General features: G+C 35.8%; 15 protein-coding genes. All 15 read left to right on the forward strand.

What is annotated here, in order from left to right; genetic code table 11:
• Nucleotides 1–43: 43 nt before the first annotated feature.
• The 15 genes from topA (at nucleotide 44) to AC4FQ5_RS17215 (ending at nucleotide 18,665) form a co-directional block, all read left to right on the forward strand.
• Nucleotides 44–2,614, forward strand: a complete 2,571-nt coding sequence (gene topA, locus AC4FQ5_RS17145) for a type I DNA topoisomerase (protein WP_491145269.1) — start codon at nucleotides 44–46, stop codon at nucleotides 2,612–2,614.
• A 498-nt stretch (nucleotides 2,615–3,112) separates the two neighbouring features.
• On the forward strand, nucleotides 3,113–4,201 hold the full coding sequence (locus AC4FQ5_RS17150) for a family 43 glycosylhydrolase (RefSeq protein ID WP_491145271.1): 1,089 nt from the start codon (nucleotides 3,113–3,115) through the stop codon (nucleotides 4,199–4,201).
• A 111-nt stretch (nucleotides 4,202–4,312) separates the two neighbouring features.
• Nucleotides 4,313–5,383: a formimidoylglutamase gene (locus AC4FQ5_RS17155; protein WP_491145273.1), complete on the forward strand. Its 1,071-nt coding sequence runs from the start codon at nucleotides 4,313–4,315 to the stop codon at nucleotides 5,381–5,383.
• Nucleotides 5,384–5,386: 3 nt separating this feature from the next.
• Nucleotides 5,387–6,388 (forward strand): glycosyltransferase family 2 protein, encoded by a 1,002-nt coding sequence (locus AC4FQ5_RS17160; RefSeq protein ID WP_491145274.1) that lies wholly within the window; start codon nucleotides 5,387–5,389, stop codon nucleotides 6,386–6,388.
• Nucleotides 6,389–6,492: 104 nt separating this feature from the next.
• Nucleotides 6,493–7,623, forward strand: coding sequence for a glycosyltransferase family 4 protein (locus AC4FQ5_RS17165; RefSeq protein ID WP_491145275.1), 1,131 nt, complete (start codon nucleotides 6,493–6,495; stop codon nucleotides 7,621–7,623).
• 28 nt (nucleotides 7,624–7,651) lie between these two features.
• Nucleotides 7,652–8,503 (forward strand): polysaccharide biosynthesis/export family protein, encoded by an 852-nt coding sequence (locus AC4FQ5_RS17170; RefSeq protein WP_491145276.1) that lies wholly within the window; start codon nucleotides 7,652–7,654, stop codon nucleotides 8,501–8,503.
• Between the two features lie 2 nt (nucleotides 8,504–8,505).
• Complete coding sequence (locus AC4FQ5_RS17175; RefSeq protein WP_491145278.1) at nucleotides 8,506–11,004, forward strand: exopolysaccharide transport family protein; 2,499 nt, start codon at nucleotides 8,506–8,508, stop codon at nucleotides 11,002–11,004.
• A gap of 212 nt (nucleotides 11,005–11,216) precedes the next feature.
• Nucleotides 11,217–12,110: a DUF6089 family protein gene (locus tag AC4FQ5_RS17180; RefSeq protein ID WP_491145280.1), complete on the forward strand. Its 894-nt coding sequence runs from the start codon at nucleotides 11,217–11,219 to the stop codon at nucleotides 12,108–12,110.
• A gap of 6 nt (nucleotides 12,111–12,116) precedes the next feature.
• Complete coding sequence (gene uppS / locus AC4FQ5_RS17185; protein ID WP_491145282.1) at nucleotides 12,117–12,866, forward strand: undecaprenyl pyrophosphate synthase; 750 nt, start codon at nucleotides 12,117–12,119, stop codon at nucleotides 12,864–12,866.
• A gap of 26 nt (nucleotides 12,867–12,892) precedes the next feature.
• On the forward strand, nucleotides 12,893–15,433 hold the full coding sequence (gene bamA, locus AC4FQ5_RS17190) for an outer membrane protein assembly factor BamA (protein ID WP_491145284.1): 2,541 nt from the start codon (nucleotides 12,893–12,895) through the stop codon (nucleotides 15,431–15,433).
• Between the two features lie 4 nt (nucleotides 15,434–15,437).
• Nucleotides 15,438–15,986, forward strand: a complete 549-nt coding sequence (locus AC4FQ5_RS17195; RefSeq protein ID WP_491145285.1) for an OmpH/Skp family outer membrane protein — start codon at nucleotides 15,438–15,440, stop codon at nucleotides 15,984–15,986.
• A gap of 74 nt (nucleotides 15,987–16,060) precedes the next feature.
• Nucleotides 16,061–16,564, forward strand: coding sequence for an OmpH/Skp family outer membrane protein (locus tag AC4FQ5_RS17200; protein WP_491145287.1), 504 nt, complete (start codon nucleotides 16,061–16,063; stop codon nucleotides 16,562–16,564).
• 65 nt (nucleotides 16,565–16,629) lie between these two features.
• Nucleotides 16,630–17,115, forward strand: coding sequence for an acyl-CoA thioesterase (locus AC4FQ5_RS17205; RefSeq protein WP_491145289.1), 486 nt, complete (start codon nucleotides 16,630–16,632; stop codon nucleotides 17,113–17,115).
• A gap of 3 nt (nucleotides 17,116–17,118) precedes the next feature.
• Complete coding sequence (gene rfbD / locus AC4FQ5_RS17210) at nucleotides 17,119–17,979, forward strand: dTDP-4-dehydrorhamnose reductase (RefSeq protein WP_491145290.1); 861 nt, start codon at nucleotides 17,119–17,121, stop codon at nucleotides 17,977–17,979.
• A gap of 8 nt (nucleotides 17,980–17,987) precedes the next feature.
• Entirely contained in the window at nucleotides 17,988–18,665 is a 678-nt protein-coding gene (locus AC4FQ5_RS17215; RefSeq protein WP_491145292.1) for a hypothetical protein, read from the forward strand.
• Nucleotides 18,666–19,703: the final 1,038 nt, after the last annotated feature.

The following is a 19,703-nucleotide window of genomic DNA, read 5'->3' on the forward strand; positions in this document are numbered from 1 at the left end:
ATCTATATAATAAAAAAGCTTTACTTTTGCAAAAATTTAGAGAATGTCGAAAAATTTAGTAATCGTCGAGTCTCCGGCAAAAGCAAAAACTATTCAGAAATATTTAGGGAAGGATTTCGAAGTAAAATCAAGCTTCGGACACATCCGTGATCTTCCAAAAAAAGGAATGGGAATTGACCTTGCCACCTTTAGCCCGGATTACGAAGTTTCTGCCGACAAGAAGAAACTGGTAACAGAATTAAAATCTGCAGTAAAAAAAGCCGAAATGGTTTGGCTGGCTTCCGATGAAGACCGTGAAGGAGAAGCTATCGCTTGGCATTTAGCAGATGAATTAAAGCTGAAACCCGAAAACAGAAAAAGGATTGTCTTCCACGAGATTACCAAAAATGCTATTTTAAAAGCAATTGAAAATCCGAGAGATATTGATCAGAACTTAGTCAACGCTCAACAGGCGAGAAGAGTTCTCGACAGAATCGTAGGCTTTGAAATGTCTCCGGTACTCTGGAAAAAAGTAAAGCCGGGATTGTCTGCAGGAAGAGTGCAGTCGGTTGCAGTACGATTGGTGGTTGAAAGAGAAAAAGAAATACGACAGTTTATCCCAAAGGCAAGTTTTAAGCTTGACGGAATTTTCTTAAATAAAGCAGAACAGGAAATTGCTGCAAAACTTAAAAAAGACTTCGAAAAGGAAGAAGACGCAGAAAAATTCTTGGAATTGGCAAGAACTACAGAATTTAAAGTTCTGAATGTTGAAACCAAACCGGGAACACGCTCAGCTTCTGCACCTTTTACCACATCTACGCTTCAGCAGGAAGCTTCTTCAAGATTGGGCTACAATGTGACCAACACAATGCGTCTGGCTCAGAGATTATATGAAGAAGGTTTCATTACTTATATGAGAACCGACTCCGTAAATCTTTCTCAGGAAGCTATTGACGGGGCTAAAAATCAGATTGTTTCAGAATACGGAGCGGAATATTCAGCACCAAGAAAATATACAACAAAATCATCTTCTGCACAGGAAGCTCATGAGGCAATCCGTCCTACGGATTTTTCCGTAAAATCGATTGGTGATGTTCAGCTAAGTAAATTGTATCAATTAATTTACAGAAGAACATTGGCTTCTCAGATGGCGAATGCTAAAATCGAAAAGACGGTTATCGAAATTGGGAATGAAAAGCTTCCTCAGCATTTTGAAGCGCAAGGCGAAGTCATCATTTTTGACGGTTTCCTAAAAGCTTACGGAATCGTAAAAACCGAGGATGAAGATGAAGAAAGCAACGAAAAGCTATTGCCAAAAGTGAGCGTAGGTGAAGTTTTAGACTATAAAAAAATTACCGCTACAGAAAAATTCACAAGACCAAGTGCGAGATACACAGAAGCAGGTTTGGTCAAGAAGCTGGAGGAATTGGGAATCGGTCGTCCGTCAACGTATGCACCGACAATTCAGACCATTCAAAACCGTGAATATGTAGACAAGAGAGAACTCGAACCGCAGATTCGTGAAGTGGTGAAAATCTCTTTAGCAAAAGATAAAATTAAAAAAGAAGTTCTTGAAGATAAATTCGGAGGTGACAAAAATAAATTTGTTCCTACTGATATTGGTGAAGTGGTGAATGATTTCTTAACCAATAACTTCTCGGAAATTCTGGATTACGGTTTCACGGCAAGAGTCGAAGAAAGCTTTGACGAAATTGCAAACGGTGATCAAAAGTGGAAAGAAATGATGACCGATTTCTACTCAAAATTTCATCCGAGAATTGAAGATGTAGAAGAAAATGCAGATCGCGCCAACGGAGAACGTCTTTTGGGCGTAGATCCGAAGTCAGGTAAAAATATTTACGCAAGAATCGGAAGATTCGGACCAATGATTCAGATTGGTGAGCAGGATGATGAAGAGAAACCAATTTTTGCATCACTAATGGCGGGGCAAAATATTGCTACCATCAATTTAGATGATGCTTTAGAATTGTTCAAATTGCCATTTGAGTTAAAAGATTTTGAAGGTCAAAGCGTGACTATCGGGGTTGGAAGATTCGGACCTTACGTGAAATGGGGCGAAACATATATCAGCATTCCGAAAGGAGAAGATCCGCTGTCTATAGATCAAAAACGTGCTGAAGAAATCATTGCTGAAAAGAAAATGGCAGATGCGCCGATTGCAACCTTCAAAGGCGAACCTATTACCAAAGGAACGGGAAGATTCGGACCTTTCATCAAATATCAGAGCATCTTTATCAACGTTCCTAAGAGATATGATTTTGACAATCTTTCTCAAAGTGACATCAACGAACTGGTAGAAGCTAAATTAGAAAAAGAAGCCAACAGATACATTCAGCAGTGGGAAAAGGAAAAAATTTCTCTTGAAAACGGAAGATGGGGACCTTTCATCAAATTTGGAAAAGCAATGTTCAAAATTCCAAAGAAAAAAGATGACACCAAGTATGAAGCTGACGACTTGAAAGAAGTTTCTCTTGATGAGGTTAAAAAATGGATCACCGCGCAGGATCCTAAGGCTTTCGCTGAAAAAAAGAAACCCGCAGCGAAAAAGCCAACCGCTAAAAAAGCTACTACAGCGAAGAAAGCTCCTGCTAAGAAGCCAGCTGCTAAGAAATAATAGTTTTAAACTTAAAATATATAAACCCCTTTTGATGATTTCAGAAGGGGTTGTTTTGTTAACTTTAAAGTGCTGCGCCTTTCATGTTGTTCAATATGTGTATTACTGTTTTGTTAAAACATTTTTTTACAATAGCTATGCGAAAGGATATATATTATAGTATTGATTATCTGGAGTGATAATGTCTGTTTCTAAAATAAGTTTTGCTGTATACCAAAAATTTTTTCTCTCATCATCCATCTTGTCTTCTGAAGAAATACAATCCAAAAAGTATTGCTTCTTAGAATTATTTTTCACTGTTAAATAATCGTTCCGGAGGAATCTAAATCAAAATTTCAAGATGCTGTTGAGATGCTTCCAGCATGACAAACAAGGTATTGCACTACTTTTATTCACTTGAATCTTTCCAACCTTTGTCATTCCGGAGGAAAACAAACCCCGAAAGCGCAGGATACTCAATCTATAGGTAACGACTAATTTAGCTGTAAATCAGAGGTAATGAGTAAATCCAATCCTATCACACGCAGAGATTTTTTGCAGACTTCAGCTTTGGGAATCGCAGCGGTATTCCTGGGTTCATCATTTACCCATGCATTTAATTTTTCCGATAAATCTTATTTCAATTTAAAACCCATCGGAAGATCACTGGAATTGGATGGGTATTACATTTGGTGCAGTTCGCCGATCTGGGGTGACGACGGAAAAGTACATCTTTTTTATTCCAGATGGAAAAAAGAAAAAGGAATGGGAGGCTGGCTCAACAGTTCTGAAATCTGCCGTGCAGAAGCAAATTCTCCTTTTGACGATTTTCAGCATAAGCAGGTTATTCTTGCTCCGAGAGGGGGTGAATTTTGGGACGCAACAACCTGTCACAATCCCTTAATCAAAAAAGTGGAAGATCAGTATTATCTGTTCTTCATGGGAAATTCTAACGGAAAGACGAATACCAAAAGAATCGGACTGGCAACTTCAAAAAGCCTCGACGGAGATTGGACGAGACCCGAAAAACCATTGCTTCTTCCAGGAGAAAAAGGTACTTGGGACGACCATTGTACTACAAATCCCGCTTTTGTAAAAGGAAACGATGGTAAATGCTGGCTTTTTTACAAATCCTGGAATACCGAAGAATATGAAACCCAGAAAGGAGCTGTCCGAGGAAACCGAAAATATGGCTTGGCAAAAGCAGATTCACCAATGGGGCCTTATAAAAAGGTTTCTGAAAATCCGGTGATTGATTTTTCTTCTTTGCCCAACAATGCTCAGCTTGAAGATGCTTTCATCTGGAAGCAAAATGGAAAATTCCATGTGGTGGCTCGTGACATGGGATTTTATAATCACGAATACGGTCTGCATTTAACAACAAAAGACGGACTGCATTGGACAAAACCTGAAATCGCTTATTTTGAAATGAAACATTACATTCAGGAGCCTGAACCGCCAAAGCATTTAAAAAGATTCGGAAGACTGGAACGCCCGATGATCCTGATGAGCAAAGACGGAAAAAGACCACAGTTCTTATTTGGAGCAACGCAGGGCGGAGCGTTTGAAACGTCTACGGCTTTTGTGTTTGAGATTCTGAAAGATTAATTTTTTTTATATAGATTATTGTAAGACCATCATCCTGTTTTTGTTGATGGTTTTTTAATTATAAAATGATTTAATTTTAATATTTTTGGGCTTTAATAAGTATTTGAGAACATGGATTTTGAAGATTTTATCATTTCCCCAAGAAATTTCAGGACAGAAAACTGGCAGATCGGCAATCAGATCACCAAAGAAATAAAAGAAGACAGCATTGTTTTGCTTTTCGTTTCAGATTACAGAGGCGCAAACGGCGATGCGGAAGTACAGGATTTTACAGCGATCAGAAAAGAATTTTATCAGCTTTCAAAGCTTGATTTTGAAATTCCGGTAGTTGATCTGGGAGATTTGGTTTCAGGAAAATCGGTGGAAGATTCTCATTATATTTTGCAGGAAGTTCTTTCAGCCTGTCATTATAAAAGAGCGATTCCGGTGATCATTGGTGGTTCCAATGATTTTGCTTTTTCTTTGTTTTCGGGATTAAATTTTCATCAGAAGAATATCAATTATACCCAAATCAGTAATGTCATTTCCCTGAAACAGGGTGAAGGAATTGATGAGCATACTTTTTTAAGCAAAATTTTAGGCTCAAAAAATTTCTCTATCAAAAATTATCATCATTTGGGTTATCAGAAACATCTGAACGAGTCTGATTCTGTGAAACTGATCAGGGAAGTTGAATTTGATATTGTCCGTTTGGCTGAAATGATGAATTCAACAGAACGTACCGAACCTTTTTTCAGAAAAGCTGATTTAGTGACTGTAAATTGTGATGCAATCGAAAGTTTCAGCGATGCATTCTCAATGAATCCACAAGTAAATGGTTTGAACCGAAGAGAAATCTGTGCCTACATGAAAGAGATCGGTTTGAGTGAAAATCTGAAATCTGTAGGAATTTTTAATTATAATATTTACTCTGAAAATCAGCTCAATCATCAGCTTTTGGCTCAACTGATCTGGTATCTGATTGAAGGAATCAACATTCAGCACTCACATCCTAAAGAAAGGCAGTATGAAATGTTTTATGTTTTGATTGAGGATAGACAGTATGCCTTTAAACGGGATACATTCAGCAATCTTTGGTATTTCGGAGATGATGAAAATATACAAAACTGTATTCCGTGCTCAAGAAAAGACTTTGATGAAGCTAAGAAAGGCTGGCTGAGTCCGAGATTTACCAAAAGCTAAGCGATGAAAAACGTTCCCTCAAAAATTTCCATTATCGTTCCGGTTTATAATGTCGAAAATTATCTGGAAAAATGTCTTGATTCTTTGGTGAGCCAAACGTATGAGAATATTGAAATCTTAGTCGTCAATGACGGAAGCAAAGATGAGTCTGAGAAAATAATCCAGGATTACGTTCAGAAATTTCCTGACAAGATCAAAGCTTTTTATAAAGAAAACGGTGGATTAAGCGATGCAAGAAATTTTGGAATTGATCATGCAACCGGAGATTATTTAGGTTTTGTTGATAGTGATGATTATGTTTCTCAAACAATGTTTGAAGAAATGATCGACCTTGCAGAAAAACATTATGCCGAAATGGTGATCTGCAATATACAGAAAGTGGATGAGAACGGTGATGTAACTCAAAAGCTGACGCAAATTCCCAATATGCCAGAGAAAATTGACCTTGATGAGAATTTTTCCGTATTTTCTGATTTAAGTTATTTTGCGTGTAATAAATTGTTTAAAAAAGACCTGTTTGCCGGGAAGAGATTTAAAAAAGGCGCTCATTTTGAAGATATTCAGTTGATTCCTCAGCTTTTACTGGAATGTAAAACCCTGGCGCAGACCCAATATTATCATTATCAGTATTTGGAACGCACAGATTCAATTTCAAAAAGTCATACAGAAAAAGGTCTGGATATTTTGAAAGCAGTGGAAGATGTTGAATTTTATTTTAAAACTTCACAGTATTCGATAAAGTTGAAAGAATTGAAAAATTTCCAGATTTTAGAGGGAGTTTATACGTTTTTAGCCTATCTGGCGTTCGTTAAAGATGAATCTGTTTTTTATAAAATGTCACAAAGTCTAAAGGTTTTTATGAAGGAGCGGAATATTAATTTTAAAGATATATTGATTTACAGTCGTTTTGATAAGAATTATATTTTATCTTTGCCCCTGAAAAAAAAAATCTTTTATTTGCTGTTCTTTACCGGACAAGAAAAACTGATAAGAAAATTAATATAAACACAAATGGAAAGCAATTGTCAGCCCATACTTAAACTGATTGACAATGATTTCATTAAGACTTTAAGGACAATGAAGCCCGAAAGTACTTAAATAGAAAAAAAATGAAGAATTTTGAATTGTTCTTAGATCACTCTGGAATTTCTATTTTTTATGTAAAAGTAGGTCTGGGTTTTCTGTTCTCTTTTTGCATCACCTTTTTTTCGATCCCAACTATTACAAAAATTTCCAGAAGAAAAAATCTGATGGATGAGCCTGGAGTGAGAAGCTCGCATATACGAAAAATTCCTAATCTTGGAGGTATTGCTATTTTTTATTCTATAGGAATCTGTGCCTCGGTTTTTGCTTACGAGCTTTTCGACTTATATAAATTTCTTTTTGCATCGTTAGTCATTCTGCTTTATGTGGGAGTGATGGATGATATTGTTGTCATGCGTGCTTACAAGAAACTGGTGGCTCAGATTATAGTGTCAGCTTTCATCGTTATTGGTTCAGATGTAAGGATCAGAAGTCTGTTTGGCATCTGCGGAATTTACCAGATCAATTATCTTGTAAGTATTGTCGTCACTATTGTTACCTTTATTATATTGATCAATGCATTTAATTTAATTGATGGCATTGACGGTTTAGCGGGGGGATATTCTATGATCTGCAGCGCATTGTTTGGAATCAGCTACTATCGCTTGGGCCCCTATAATTTTCCTCTTGTTATTTTATCGGTAATTATCATCGGATCTGTACTTGCGTTTCTCTATTATAACCTGACCAATTACAGAGCGGCAAAAATTTTTATGGGAGACACGGGGTCTATGCTTTTAGGATTTTTATTAGCGTTTACCTGTATTTGCTTTATAGATATTTTTATAGACAGACAGTTGCCGTATGTTCCGAGATACCATTTGCAATCTGCTCCCGTAATTGCTGTTTCAATCTTAATACTGCCAATCGTAGATACATTGAATGTAATTATTATAAGATTGTGGAACAAAAAATCTCCTTTTCTGGCAGATAAAAATCATATCCATCATAAATTATTAAGGCTTAACCTTACTCATAGAAGATCAAGTTTCTACATTCTATGTTATTACCTTTTTATTGTTACTGTGGCGTATGTTTTTAGGCATACTGATGTAAATTTATTATTGGTGATAATTTTGTTGCTTGGTTTTTTGGGGGCTTACCTACCGGATTTTATATATCTGCTTAAAAATAATAAATTAAAATATAATAATTAAATTCTATTTTTGCAAACTACATTAATTTATGATGAAATTTTATAAGTATCTACTGTTTTTAATATTACCGTTCCTCTTGACGTCTTGTATCACAAGCAAAGATGTCAAATATATGCAGCCAAGTGAAAGTCTTGTAATTAACGAAGAAGGGTTGATCCCATACAATATTCCAATCTACAGAATTACTAAAAATGATATGTTGACGCTGAATATTGTAACAACTCCGAAAGGAGATGCAGCACAGTTTTATTCTACATTAAATTCTTCGGGTACAGGTGGCGGGAGTATCACGATGTCGGGAGGTGCATCTTCTGGGACAGGAAGTGGTGGTAATGCGACCATCTATTTTAATGGACTGAAAGTTGATTCGAAAGGTGATATTAATGTATTTGGAATCGGTTATGTGAAAGCCGAGGGAAGAACAATAGAAGAAATCAGTTCAGAACTTCAGGAGAAGGTAAACGAAAATTTTCAGGAAGGCAAATCTGAAGTGAGACTCAATATCGATGGTATCACCTATTATATTTTAGGAGATATTGAAACCGTAGGAATTACAGGAGAGAAAAAAGCTCACAAAAACACACTGACTCTTACTGAAGCGATCTCAATCAATGGAGGGTTAAACCGAACAATCGACAGGAAAAATATTGTGATCCACCGAAAACTTCCTGAAGGAATAAAAGTGGCTAAAATAGATCTAACCCGCGAAGATGTAATGAATTCTCCTTACTACTACGTGCAAAATGGTGACGAGATTCTATTGACTACTCAGAGGAGAAGCCTGAACGGATTTGGAAAAGACCCTATTCAGACCCTTATAAGCGGAGTTTCTGTAATCACAACTGCATTATCAATTTATCTACTTCTTAAAAACCTTTAATTATGATTCCAGGAAAAGAAGCAGCGGTAGATAAGAGTGCAACTCAGAGAGAGAAGTTCGGATCTTTTGCTTTATTTGATGTTGAACATTTTTTGAGAAAACTCTTGAAAAATTGGTATTGGTTTGTGTTTATGTTCTTTATTGGGTATGGGATTTCATGGTTTTATGGCAAATACTATGCACAGAATGTATATTCATCTAATTTATCTTTAAGTATCTCAAATAGTACAGCGAGTTATTTTACGCCCAATCAATCGATCAATTTTATTTGGGGGCAAGGCGGTAATCAGGATGGGGTTTATCTGAAAAAGATGCTTTTGTCAAGATCTCATAACGAGTTTCTAGTCAAGGAGCTTAATCTCTTCGTGAATTATCAGACTAAAGGTTTTATCAAATCAACTTACCTTGATAAAGATGACTCTCCCGTCTTTTTAGATATCGACAGGAAACATTTGCAGCAGGTGAATTATCCAATTACGCTAATTCCAAAAGGAGGTGGCTCTTATGAAGTGGTTTTACCTGAAGAAGGGGAGTCTACAAATCTTTATTCTTATGAATTTGAAGGTTTTCAGGGAATCAGTGGTTTTGCAAGACCTGCGAATAAAATTATTAGGATTAATGAATGGTATACTTCTCCTAACCTGAGATTCAGACTGTTACCCAATCCGGCAGCAACTAAAATTAAACTTGAAAATATTATTGTAAATCTTTCAACAGTAAATGATGCCGTAAATAGCATTATTGGAAGTGTAGGGGTAGATTTTGATAAAGAGATCAATACAATCATGATTATTTCTAAAACAGGATATAATCTGAACAGTACGGTAAACTTTCTTAATAAATCTGTTACGGAGCTGCAGAAAAAAAGGTTTTTAGACAAAAATACAGTGGACAAAAATACGGCAGATTATCTCAAAGAAAATCTGGCAAGTATCAGAAGGAAATTAGATTCCAGCGGTTCCGTCCTTAATTATTTAAAAACGTCGGAGAAACTTTACGATATAGACAATCGTGACGAAAAATCATTAAAGGAGATAAAGGATCTGGAAGCTAAAAAAGCTGAAATCCTCAGTAAAATGTCTTCCCTTAATAATATAAGAAATAGTGTAGAAACACAAAATTTTGATAAAATGATCAGCAGTTCTGCTGCAGGATTTGAAGACGGATTATTTTCGGCCTCTGTTTCAGAATTGAAAGCACTTTACCTTAAAAGAAGAGAGTTAGCATCTATTTACACTCCGAATTCTGAACCAATGAAGGAGATCAACAGATTAATCAATGATGCAAAGCAAAATTCCACAGGATCGCTACGAAATATTTATACGGTTTATACAGATCAGCTTAATAAGATTGATCAGCAGGTTGCACAGGCTAATTCTGAATTGTCAACCTACCCCGAAAAACAGAGGAAATATTTGGATGCGGAACGGGGATATAATATGATTGAGGCCACTTACAACAGTCTTCTCAGCAGACAAAATGAAAGTCAAATGAGATTGGCAACCAATCAGCCGGATATTACGGTGATTGACCCGGCAAAAAATTTAGGACAAGGTCCGATCGGCCCCAATGTTAAAGGTACAAAGATGGCTATTATAGCAGGTTTGCTTGCACTGCCATTTGTTTTTATATTAGTTGGCGGACTTCTTGACAGCAAAATCAGAAATATAAAAGAACTTTTAACGGTTACTAAAATACCATTGCTCGGCGTTATCGGTAATAATACAAACGAAAATATGCTTACGGTTCTGGAACATCCTAAATCTTCGGTATCAGAAGCTTTCCGTGGGATAAGAGCCAATATGAGATTTTTGGCAAGCGAAGACGGCAAAAGTAAAGTGATCTTGGTGACCTCTTCTGTTGGCGGGGAAGGTAAAACCTATGTTTCTATCAATTTGGCATCTGTTTTAGGTTTAAGTGACAAAAAAACTATCTTGCTTGGGATGGACCTTAGAAAGCCTAAAATTTTCGGAGATTTTAATATCGACAATAAAAACGGTATCTCAAATTATTTAACTGGGGAGGTTGATATTGACCAGATTATTAATAAAACGAAGATTCCGAATCTTGATGTTGCCACATCAGGACCTATACCTCCAAATCCTTCGGAGCTTCTGATGAGCGAAAGAAACTTAAAATTGATTGAAGAGCTGAAAACACGATACGATTTTATTATTATTGATTCGCCGCCTGTAGGATTGGTAGCAGATTCTTATGATCTGATGAAATATTCTGATGCCAATTTATATATTGTCCGTCATGAGTATACAGAAAAGTATATGCTTAAAATGATTACAGAAAAATATCATAATGACGAAATTAAGCATTTAGGAATTGTTTACAATGACTATATCGTGAAACAAGGCTATGGATATGGGTACGGTTACGGATATGGCTACGGATACGGTTACGGATACTTTGATGAAGATAAAAATTACAAAGAGCCTGCTCTTATAAAAATAAGAAATTTTATAAAAGCTTATTTAGACAAAAAAAGTTAATAATGATAAACCCTCAGATGATGAGGGTTTACTGTTGTCAGATCGGTGCTTTCTGTTAAAAAAAGAATAATTTTGCCAGTTTGTCGTTTACTTTATAATAAATTATGTTTTTTTGTTTATTTTTAACGAAACATTAAGGTTATCATTAATACAAAAATGTTTTATATTTGCAAAAATTAATTTTTAAAATAACCATAAATCCATATTCTTCTATGAATAAAAAATTATTGTTTAGCTTTCTTACCCTCTTAGGTACAATGGTAAGTGTAAATGCACAAAGAAATGAATTGGGAATTCGTCTGGGCATGAGTAATTTGGTAGGCGATATAGGAAATACCAATTACATTTTGCAGCAGCCATTGGATTTAAACAGAGCTTCAGATTGGGGGGTTCCTTTTTATGGTGGTTTGTTATATAGATTTAATTTTAACCCTCATCAGACTGTAAGACTAGATCTAGGCTACAATCAGGTTCAGTTCAGTGATAAAGCTGCAAAGGAAGAATATAGAAGAAACAGAAACTCATACGGGAAAAATAATGTATATGAAGCGAGTGTTGTTTTTGAATACAATTTGTTTCCGGTCAACAACGAGCAACTCAGTATGGTAAGTCCGTATATCTTTGCGGGAATTGGAGGTTTGATGTTTGACGCACCCAAAGCTACATTAAATCACGATTTCAGAAGAAATGCTGATGGTGTGGCGCAAGCTCCAAATGATGAGCTTGATTTTGTGACTACTACAGAATATACAATGGGTAGAAAAACGGTAGCTCACATTCCTTTCGGTGTTGGTCTGAAGTATAAATTCAACCACGGTTGGGCAATTTTTGCAGAAGCTACATTCAGACTTGCATTGACAGATCAGCTGGATCATAGCAAAATACTTGCTAAAGATGTGGTGTCTAATTACAATGCAGATATTTTAAATCCTTCTACCGGCGGATCGCTTTTGCAGACGGGAGATTATTTTATTGTTTCTAAAGAAAGAGAGGCTGCTTTTATCGGCAGCAGAAATATAGGAGACCTGGAATCAAGAGATTGGATGAATACCTTTAGTTTAGGATTGACCTATTCTTTTGGAAGACCACCATGTTATTGTGATTAATTAATTATGTCGTTGATTAAAGAAAAAATAAATTCCGAGAATTTACCGCAGCATGTAGCCATCATTATGGATGGTAATGGAAGATGGGCTAAGTCTCGTGGCGAAGAAAGAACATTTGGTCATAAAAATGCCATTGATGCCGTAAGAAATGCAATTAATGCATGTAATGAAGTAAATATTCCGTATCTCACACTGTATACATTTTCCTCAGAAAACTGGAAACGTCCTACTGATGAAGTAAATACACTTATGTCTCTTCTTACCGAAACTTTGCTTTTGGAAGCAGAAGAGATTTTTAGTAAAGGGCTGAGAATGCATGTGATTGGGAATTTAGAAAAGCTGCCAACATTAGTAAGAGAGCAACTTCTAAGAGTTGTTGAGCTTACCAAAGAAAACACAAAAGGAAATTTGGTTTTGGCGATCAGTTATGGTTCGCAGAACGAAATTCTTAATGCCGTTAAAAATATCAGCACCGACGTGAAGGAAGGTAAAGTTGATGTAGAAAATATTGATGAAAAACTATTTGAGAATTATCTCTATACAAAAGATTTTCCACCTGTAGATTTGTTGATTAGAACCAGCGGTGAGACCAGGATAAGCAATTTCCTGCTTTGGCAGATTGCTTATGCAGAGCTGCAATTTCTCAATGTTTTGTGGCCAGATTTCACAAAAGATATCTTTTTCCAGTGTATTGTAGATTATCAAAACAAGGAAAGAAGGTATGGCCTTACAGGCGAACAGATACAAATCCAGTAATTTAAGAAAAGAAAGATTAAGATAAAATGAAGTTTAGACTATTACCCATCATTATGTTTGCTGCTTCTGCACATTTTTATGGACAGGTGACGCCTCAAGACAGCATAGCGGTTAATACCACCTCTGTTCTTGCGGAAAATCAAACAGGAACTTACACTCTGAAAGACATTGTTGTTGATGGGGTAAAAAAATATACACCCGCTCAGATTTTAAGATTTACGGGTCTTACAAAAGGGGAGGAAGTAGATATTCCGGGACAGAAGATCAGTGGTGCCATCAAAAAACTTTGGGACACACAGTCTTTCTCCGAAGTAGAAGTATACATTCAAAGTATTGAAGGTAAAACAGTAGTTTTAAAATTTTATCTTGAAGATTTAAAAGACCTTGGTGAAGTAAAATTCACAGGAAAAGGAATCGGAAAATCTAAAAATGAAAAATTAGCTAAAGATAATAACCTGAAACCAGGGACGAAGATCACTCAGAATCTTATCTCAAGCCTCAAAACAAATATTCCGAAGGATTATGTGAAAAAAGGTTTTGCCGATGCTAAAATCAGTATTGAAGATAAAGTGAATGCAGGTGATCCCAATTTAATTGACTGGACAATCAATGTCGATAAAGGCAGAAGAGTAAAGATCAGCCATATCGAGTTTGAAGGAAATCAAAGCGTTACTGATGCAAAATTAAGAAAGAAGGCATTCAAAGAAACCAAGCAGAAGAGATTCGGAATTGGTGGTATTTTGAAGTCATCTAAATTTGTAGAAGAAAAATATCAGGAAGATAAGCAAAGTCTTATCAGCTATTATAACTCTTTGGGATACAGAGATGCGCAAATCGTTTCTGATTCTGTATGGAGAAATAAGAAAAATAATTACGAAATCAACGTAAAGCTGAGCGAAGGAAAACAATATTATATCGGTGATATTACATTTACCGGAAATACTGTTTACTCGACAGAATATCTGCAAAGAATCTTAGGATATAAAAAAGGCGATATTTATGATGCGGTAGGATTCAACAAGAAAGTTGGTGAAGACGGAGGTAAAGAAGACGATTCAGATATCAAGTCGATCTACATGAATAACGGTTATCTTTTCTCAAACGTTACACCTGTTGAAAAATCTGTAGACGGAGACAAAATCAATCTTGAAATCAGAATCAACGAAGGTGAACAGGCAACTTGGAACAGAGTAACCTGGGAAGGAAACACAACAACTCACGACCACGTTATTTTAAGAGCTTTAAGAACAAAGCCGGGAGAATTATTCAAGAAAACAGAAATAAAAAGAACATATTTTGATTTAGCAGGGATGTCTTTCTTTGATCCTCAACAGATCGGTCAGGATATTCAGCCAAATCAACAGGATAATACTGTTGACATCAACTGGAAATTGGTAGAAAAAGGATCTTCTCAGGTTCAGTTGCAGGCAGGTTACGGTGGTAACAGCTTTATCGGAACTTTAGGGTTGACGTTTAACAATTTCTCACTGAAGAACTTCCTTAAATTTAAAGATTTCAGACCGGTTCCTCAGGGTGACGGGCAAACATTATCTATCACTGCACAGGCAGGACAGTATTTCCAGAATTATGGTGTCTCATTTGTTGAGCCATGGTTATTTGGAACTAAACCAACTGCACTTTCTGTAAGCTTAAATAATTCAAGAGTAAACTACAGTCAGGTAAGCGGCCCGGATCAGAGATTAAATATTTTCTCTGCAACAGTTGGTTTAAACAGATTATTGAAATGGCCGGATGATTATTTCTCATTATACACAGGAATTCAGTTCCAGAAATATAACTTCAGCAACTATCCGTTCGAATTTGGAGATACAACGGAATTATATGGAAATGCCAATAACTTAAGTTTAAATATAGGTTTAAGCAGAAACTCTGCGGGTATTGATCCTATTTTCCCGACAATGGGTTCAAATATCGAATTGTCCGGTAAATTTACACCACCATATTCATTGTTTAGTAATAAAGATTATTCTACAATGGCTCCTACAGACAAATATAAGTGGATGGAATTCTACAAAATCAAATTCAAAGCAGACGTTTATAACGAAGTTGTGGGTAAATTGGTTTTAAGATCTTCTGCTGAAATGGGATTCATGGATGGCTACAACAAAGAATTGGGAGCACCACCATTTGAAAGATTCTATGTGGGAGGTACAGGTCTTTTCGGAGGTAGATTTGACGGTAGAGAATTGATTCCTTTGAGAGGTTACGAAAACGCTTCTACTTATGGAGGTACTGTTGATGATATTACTCAAAAAGGGGGAGGTACTATTTATAACAGATTTACGTTAGAGTTAAGATATCCGATTTCAATGAACCAGACTGCTAAAATTTATGCCCTTACTTTTGCTGAAGGAGGTAACGTATGGAACTCTTGGAGCAAATACAACCCTTTCCAGTTGAAAAGATCAATCGGTGTGGGGGTAAGAGTTTACATGGGAGCATTTGGTTTGATTGGGTTTGATTTCGCATACGGATTTGACAAAACTATTCTTGGAACAGAGCCGTCAGGAACGAAGACTCACTTCTTAATGAACCAATCTTTATAACAGTATGAAGAATTTTAAAATACTTTTCACTTTTACATTATTATTGCTTTTCGGTTTAGGCAATGCTCAAAAAATTGGCGTTGTTGATACAAATTATATTTTAAATATGATGCCACAGTATAAAGAGGCAGAAGCAAGATTAAATTCTCAGATCGATACTTGGGAGCAGGAGCTGCAAAGTATGCAGGCTGAGTATGAGAAAAAAAGATCAGCTTTTGAGAACGAAAAAGTTCTTTTGGTAGGAGATCAGTTAAAACTGAGAGAAAAGGAAGTTTTGGATTTGGATAAAAACATCAAAACCACGACGAGTTTAAGATTCGGAAAAACAGGTGAGATTCATCAGTTAAGAGCAAATTTGGTAGAGCCTTTTCAGGATCAGATTTATGCTGCAATCAGAACAATGGTACAGAAAAATGGTTTAGGAATAGTTCTTGATAAAAGCAACGATATTAATGTGATTTCTCTTGAAAAAAGATATGACTATACAGATAAAGTATTGGATATTTTACTAAAAGGAACAACAGAAAAAGAAAAAAAAACTAATAAAAAATAGTAAAAGTTATTTTTCTGAATTAACTTTTACTTAAATTTAAAATCTAAAAACAAATTAATTATTTATTACCCGTTATGAAAAAATTAAGTGTATTATTTGCAGCAGCGATGATGGTTGTGTCTGTAGGTATGGCAAAAGCTCAGAAAATTGCTACTTTGGATGTCGCAGGTATTCTTAATGCTATGCCAGAAAAGAAGAAAGCTGATACAGAGATTACAACATTTGTAAATGCAAAACAAGCTGAAATGAAGAAAAAAGCTGAAGCTGCACAAGCAAAGTATGCTCTTTATACTAAAGAAGCTCCTACAAAAACAGAAGCTGAAAACAAAGCAAGAGGAGAAGAAATGCAGAAGCTTCAGGAAGAGATGGCTCAGATGGAAGAAAAAATGAGAAAAGATGCTACTGCAAAGCAGGATCTGCTTTTTGAACCTATCGAGAAAAAATTGATGGATGTTGTAACTAAAGTTGCTAAAGCAAACGGTTATGATTATATCATGGATGCAAACTCTACAGGTCTTGTTTACAAGGCAGGTCCGGATGCTACTCCAGCTGTAAAAAAAGAATTAGGTCTTCAATAATAAATATTATAAAGATTTATAAAAACTACCGCCTCTATTAGAGGCGGTTTTTTTATTTTTGCGCTATGGAAAAAGAAGTTTCAACCACGGTAAAAATTAGATTCAGTGATTGCGATCCGATCGGGCATTTAAATAATGTTAAATATTTAGATTATATGTTCAATGCAAGAGAAGATCATGTAGAAGAATTTTATGGTTTTACTTATGAGGAATATACCAAAAAAACAGGCTGCACTTGGATTGCTATTCAAAATGAGATTGCGTATCTGAGAGAAGTAAGATACAATACGCAGGTTGTTATCAGTAGCAAAACAATTGAGATACAGGACAGAACGGCTAAAGTTGAAATTTTAATGAAGAGTCTTGACGAAAAAACCGTTTATGCTGTTTTGTGGGTAACAGTAATTTATTTCAATATCAAAACTAGAAAATCAGAAGTTCATCCTCAAGATATAAAAGAGACGTTCCACAAATTCTTTGTAGATTTAGACCAGAAAGATTTTCAGCCAAGAGTTAAATTTTTAAGATCGCAAAACGCAAAAAATTCATAATTAATGAAGAAGATAGCAGTAATAGGAAGCAATGGTCAGTTAGGAAACTGTCTCAGAAAATTGGCTCCCGATTTTGAATTGGATTATGAATTTATATTCACAGATTCCCAAACTTTAGACATCACCAATGAAGATCAGATTAAAGAATTCTTTTCAGAGCAAAAGCCGGAGTTCTGCATTAATGCTTCAGCGTATACCGCAGTAGATCTTGCTGAGCAGGAAAAAGAAAAAGCATTTGCGGTAAACGCTTATGGTGTAGAAAATCTTGCGGTTGCCTGTTCAGAATATAAAACCATTTTCATTCATGTCTCTACAGACTATGTTTTTGATGGCGAAACCAACTTAGATTATTCCGAAGATGATTTCACAAATCCGATTGGCGTTTATGGTGAGTCAAAAAGAGCAGGAGAAGAGTTGGCTTTGGAGGCAAATCCCCAGACGATTGTTCTCAGAACATCTTGGTTGTATTCAGAATTCAATAAAAATTTTGTGAAAACAATGCTGAATTTATTCTCTCAAAAAGAAGAACTCGGAATTGTTGGTGATCAGTTTGGGCAGCCTACTAATGCAAATGACCTTGCAGAAGCTATTATGGAAATCATTGAGAATCCCAAAAAGACTTTCGGAATTTTCCATTTCTCAAATTATCCGGAAACCACTTGGTTTGAATTTGCAAAAAAGATCGCAGAATTTTCAAAATCTTCTGTAAAGTTAAATTCCTTAACGACCGAGCAATATCCAACCCCTGCAAAAAGACCAAAAAGAAGCACAATGTGCCTCGACAAAATTGAAGAAGTTTATAAAATCGAACCAAAGCATTGGGAAAACAGCCTGGAAGAATGTGTAACTATTCTTTCCAAATAATATCATACATGAAAAATCTTATTACTGCAATCTTTGTTCTGTCTGTGCAATTTATTTTTGCACAAAATATATATCTGACTAAGGTTGAAAAAACCAATGATAGTACAGATAAATTTCTTTATCATATAAAAGAAGAAATCACTGGTGCAGAATATCTTGGTGACATTGAAGTTCAAGGCTTTTCAAACGGTGATGCAGCCGTTTTTTCTAAAATTTATAAAAAGGCAAAAGAAGTTGGTGCAAATGCATTCCTGCACAGTCCATTTGAAAGCATAGATGGTAGTGTACAAAAATTTGATGTCGCTCATTATAAATTAAAGCTTTATTACGTAAAGCCAGACAAATTCCCAAACGAAGAAGGAAATCTGTATCTTTTCTCAGCATCTGCTAAAGATCAGAAAATAAGCATCAATAGAAAAGACTATATATTGTCACCCCGCACTTACCTGAAAATGCCTCTGATTTCAAGCGAAATCTATACGGTCTCCACAAAAAAACTTTTAGGCTCAACGATTAAAATTCAAAAGAGTACAAAAAATGCAGATCAGTATTATCAGATAACTTCGGCGCGCTTAGGAAATAGCAGCCAAAACGATGGTACACTTCATTTAAAATCTGGTGATATTGTCGGTTTAGAAAAATCTTTCGCAGAATTTTTAGCCATGATTTATCAGGAAACTAAATAATTATATAAAAAAACTTACTATTAATAAACATATCTCTGAAATTTCAGAGGTATGTTTATTGTTATATACAGGAGCTTTATTCAATATTCAAACATTCAGACACAAAGTTGCCAGCTCTCCAACCTGAATTAGGAGCTTTTTCCCGCTCTCCACTGTATCTTTTTTGTGTTGTTCTCCGCTTCGCTCCGCCCACCACAAAAAAGGATGCCGTTTCTATCGGGGCTAGGGTTTTGGTTCTCCGGATTATTGTTTTTGCATAAACCAACATTCCCTGATCTCATTTTACGGATCATCTGGTTTTTCAATTAAAGTACAATTATTACAAATTACTTTAACCCTTCCATTTTTAATTACGCTCCTTAATCATGTTAATTTGTAATATTAATACAACAGGATCCTCCAGCTCCATAAGAACAGCAAGCTTGTAGAATGATTACCTCAATGCTTTCTGAGTTTCGTAGGAGCATGATGATGTGTAGCAAAAAAGTAATAATTATAAATTGATCTCCGTAGGAGCGGCATGTTCATAGCACCATCATTTACAACCTTATATATTTACAGCGTAAAGCTTTTCGTTAAAAATATGGTTCAAGAAAATCTCCCACCTCAAAAGCCTCCGTAAGTGTAATACTTTTCAATACTATATCAATAGCACTTACAAACGCCATAATCTTTAACACCGATCAATCTCATCACTCAGAAATCAAAAACCCCGCATCTCCACTCCTCATTATAACCTACCATTCCAAAGTCCCCAGACCAACTCTTCACCCAAGCCTCCAACCTTCCACGCTTGAACCCTCTCCAACCCTCCGACACCCCATCTCTCCCTCTCTCCAACGCTCTCCCTTCCCAACATTTTTACCTCAGTTATTTTAAAATTTTCCTTCACGGTTTCAATCTCTTACGATTGCATATTAATTTAAATTAAACATACTGTTAAATAAGTTTGGATTGTAATGGTATGAATTGCTACTTTTGCCCCACTGAAAAACGGAAGTTTGTAAGTAAGCGCAGAAAAGCCTTTAGAAGGGCATG

This window comes from Chryseobacterium sp. DT-167, from assembly GCF_058310155.1.

Bases quoted from the DNA above. Each gene is read 5' to 3' on its own strand.
- bamA (WP_491145284.1), top strand. From the start codon at position 12,893: ATGAAGTTTAGACTATTACCCATCATTATGTTTGCTGCTTCTGCACAT.
- AC4FQ5_RS17160 (WP_491145274.1), top strand. From the start codon at position 5,387: ATGAAAAACGTTCCCTCAAAAATTTCCATTATCGTTCCGGTTTATAAT.
- AC4FQ5_RS17200 (WP_491145287.1), top strand. From the start codon at position 16,061: ATGAAAAAATTAAGTGTATTATTTGCAGCAGCGATGATGGTTGTGTCT.
- AC4FQ5_RS17170 (WP_491145276.1), top strand. From the start codon at position 7,652: ATGATGAAATTTTATAAGTATCTACTGTTTTTAATATTACCGTTCCTC.
- AC4FQ5_RS17150 (WP_491145271.1), top strand. From the start codon at position 3,113: ATGAGTAAATCCAATCCTATCACACGCAGAGATTTTTTGCAGACTTCA.
- uppS (WP_491145282.1), top strand. From the start codon at position 12,117: ATGTCGTTGATTAAAGAAAAAATAAATTCCGAGAATTTACCGCAGCAT.
- AC4FQ5_RS17180 (WP_491145280.1), top strand. From the start codon at position 11,217: ATGAATAAAAAATTATTGTTTAGCTTTCTTACCCTCTTAGGTACAATG.
- topA (WP_491145269.1), top strand. From the start codon at position 44: ATGTCGAAAAATTTAGTAATCGTCGAGTCTCCGGCAAAAGCAAAAACT.
- AC4FQ5_RS17205 (WP_491145289.1), top strand. From the start codon at position 16,630: ATGGAAAAAGAAGTTTCAACCACGGTAAAAATTAGATTCAGTGATTGC.
- rfbD (WP_491145290.1), top strand. From the start codon at position 17,119: ATGAAGAAGATAGCAGTAATAGGAAGCAATGGTCAGTTAGGAAACTGT.
- AC4FQ5_RS17165 (WP_491145275.1), top strand. From the start codon at position 6,493: ATGAAGAATTTTGAATTGTTCTTAGATCACTCTGGAATTTCTATTTTT.
- AC4FQ5_RS17155 (WP_491145273.1), top strand. From the start codon at position 4,313: ATGGATTTTGAAGATTTTATCATTTCCCCAAGAAATTTCAGGACAGAA.
- AC4FQ5_RS17215 (WP_491145292.1), top strand. From the start codon at position 17,988: ATGAAAAATCTTATTACTGCAATCTTTGTTCTGTCTGTGCAATTTATT.
- AC4FQ5_RS17195 (WP_491145285.1), top strand. From the start codon at position 15,438: ATGAAGAATTTTAAAATACTTTTCACTTTTACATTATTATTGCTTTTC.
- AC4FQ5_RS17175 (WP_491145278.1), top strand. From the start codon at position 8,506: ATGATTCCAGGAAAAGAAGCAGCGGTAGATAAGAGTGCAACTCAGAGA.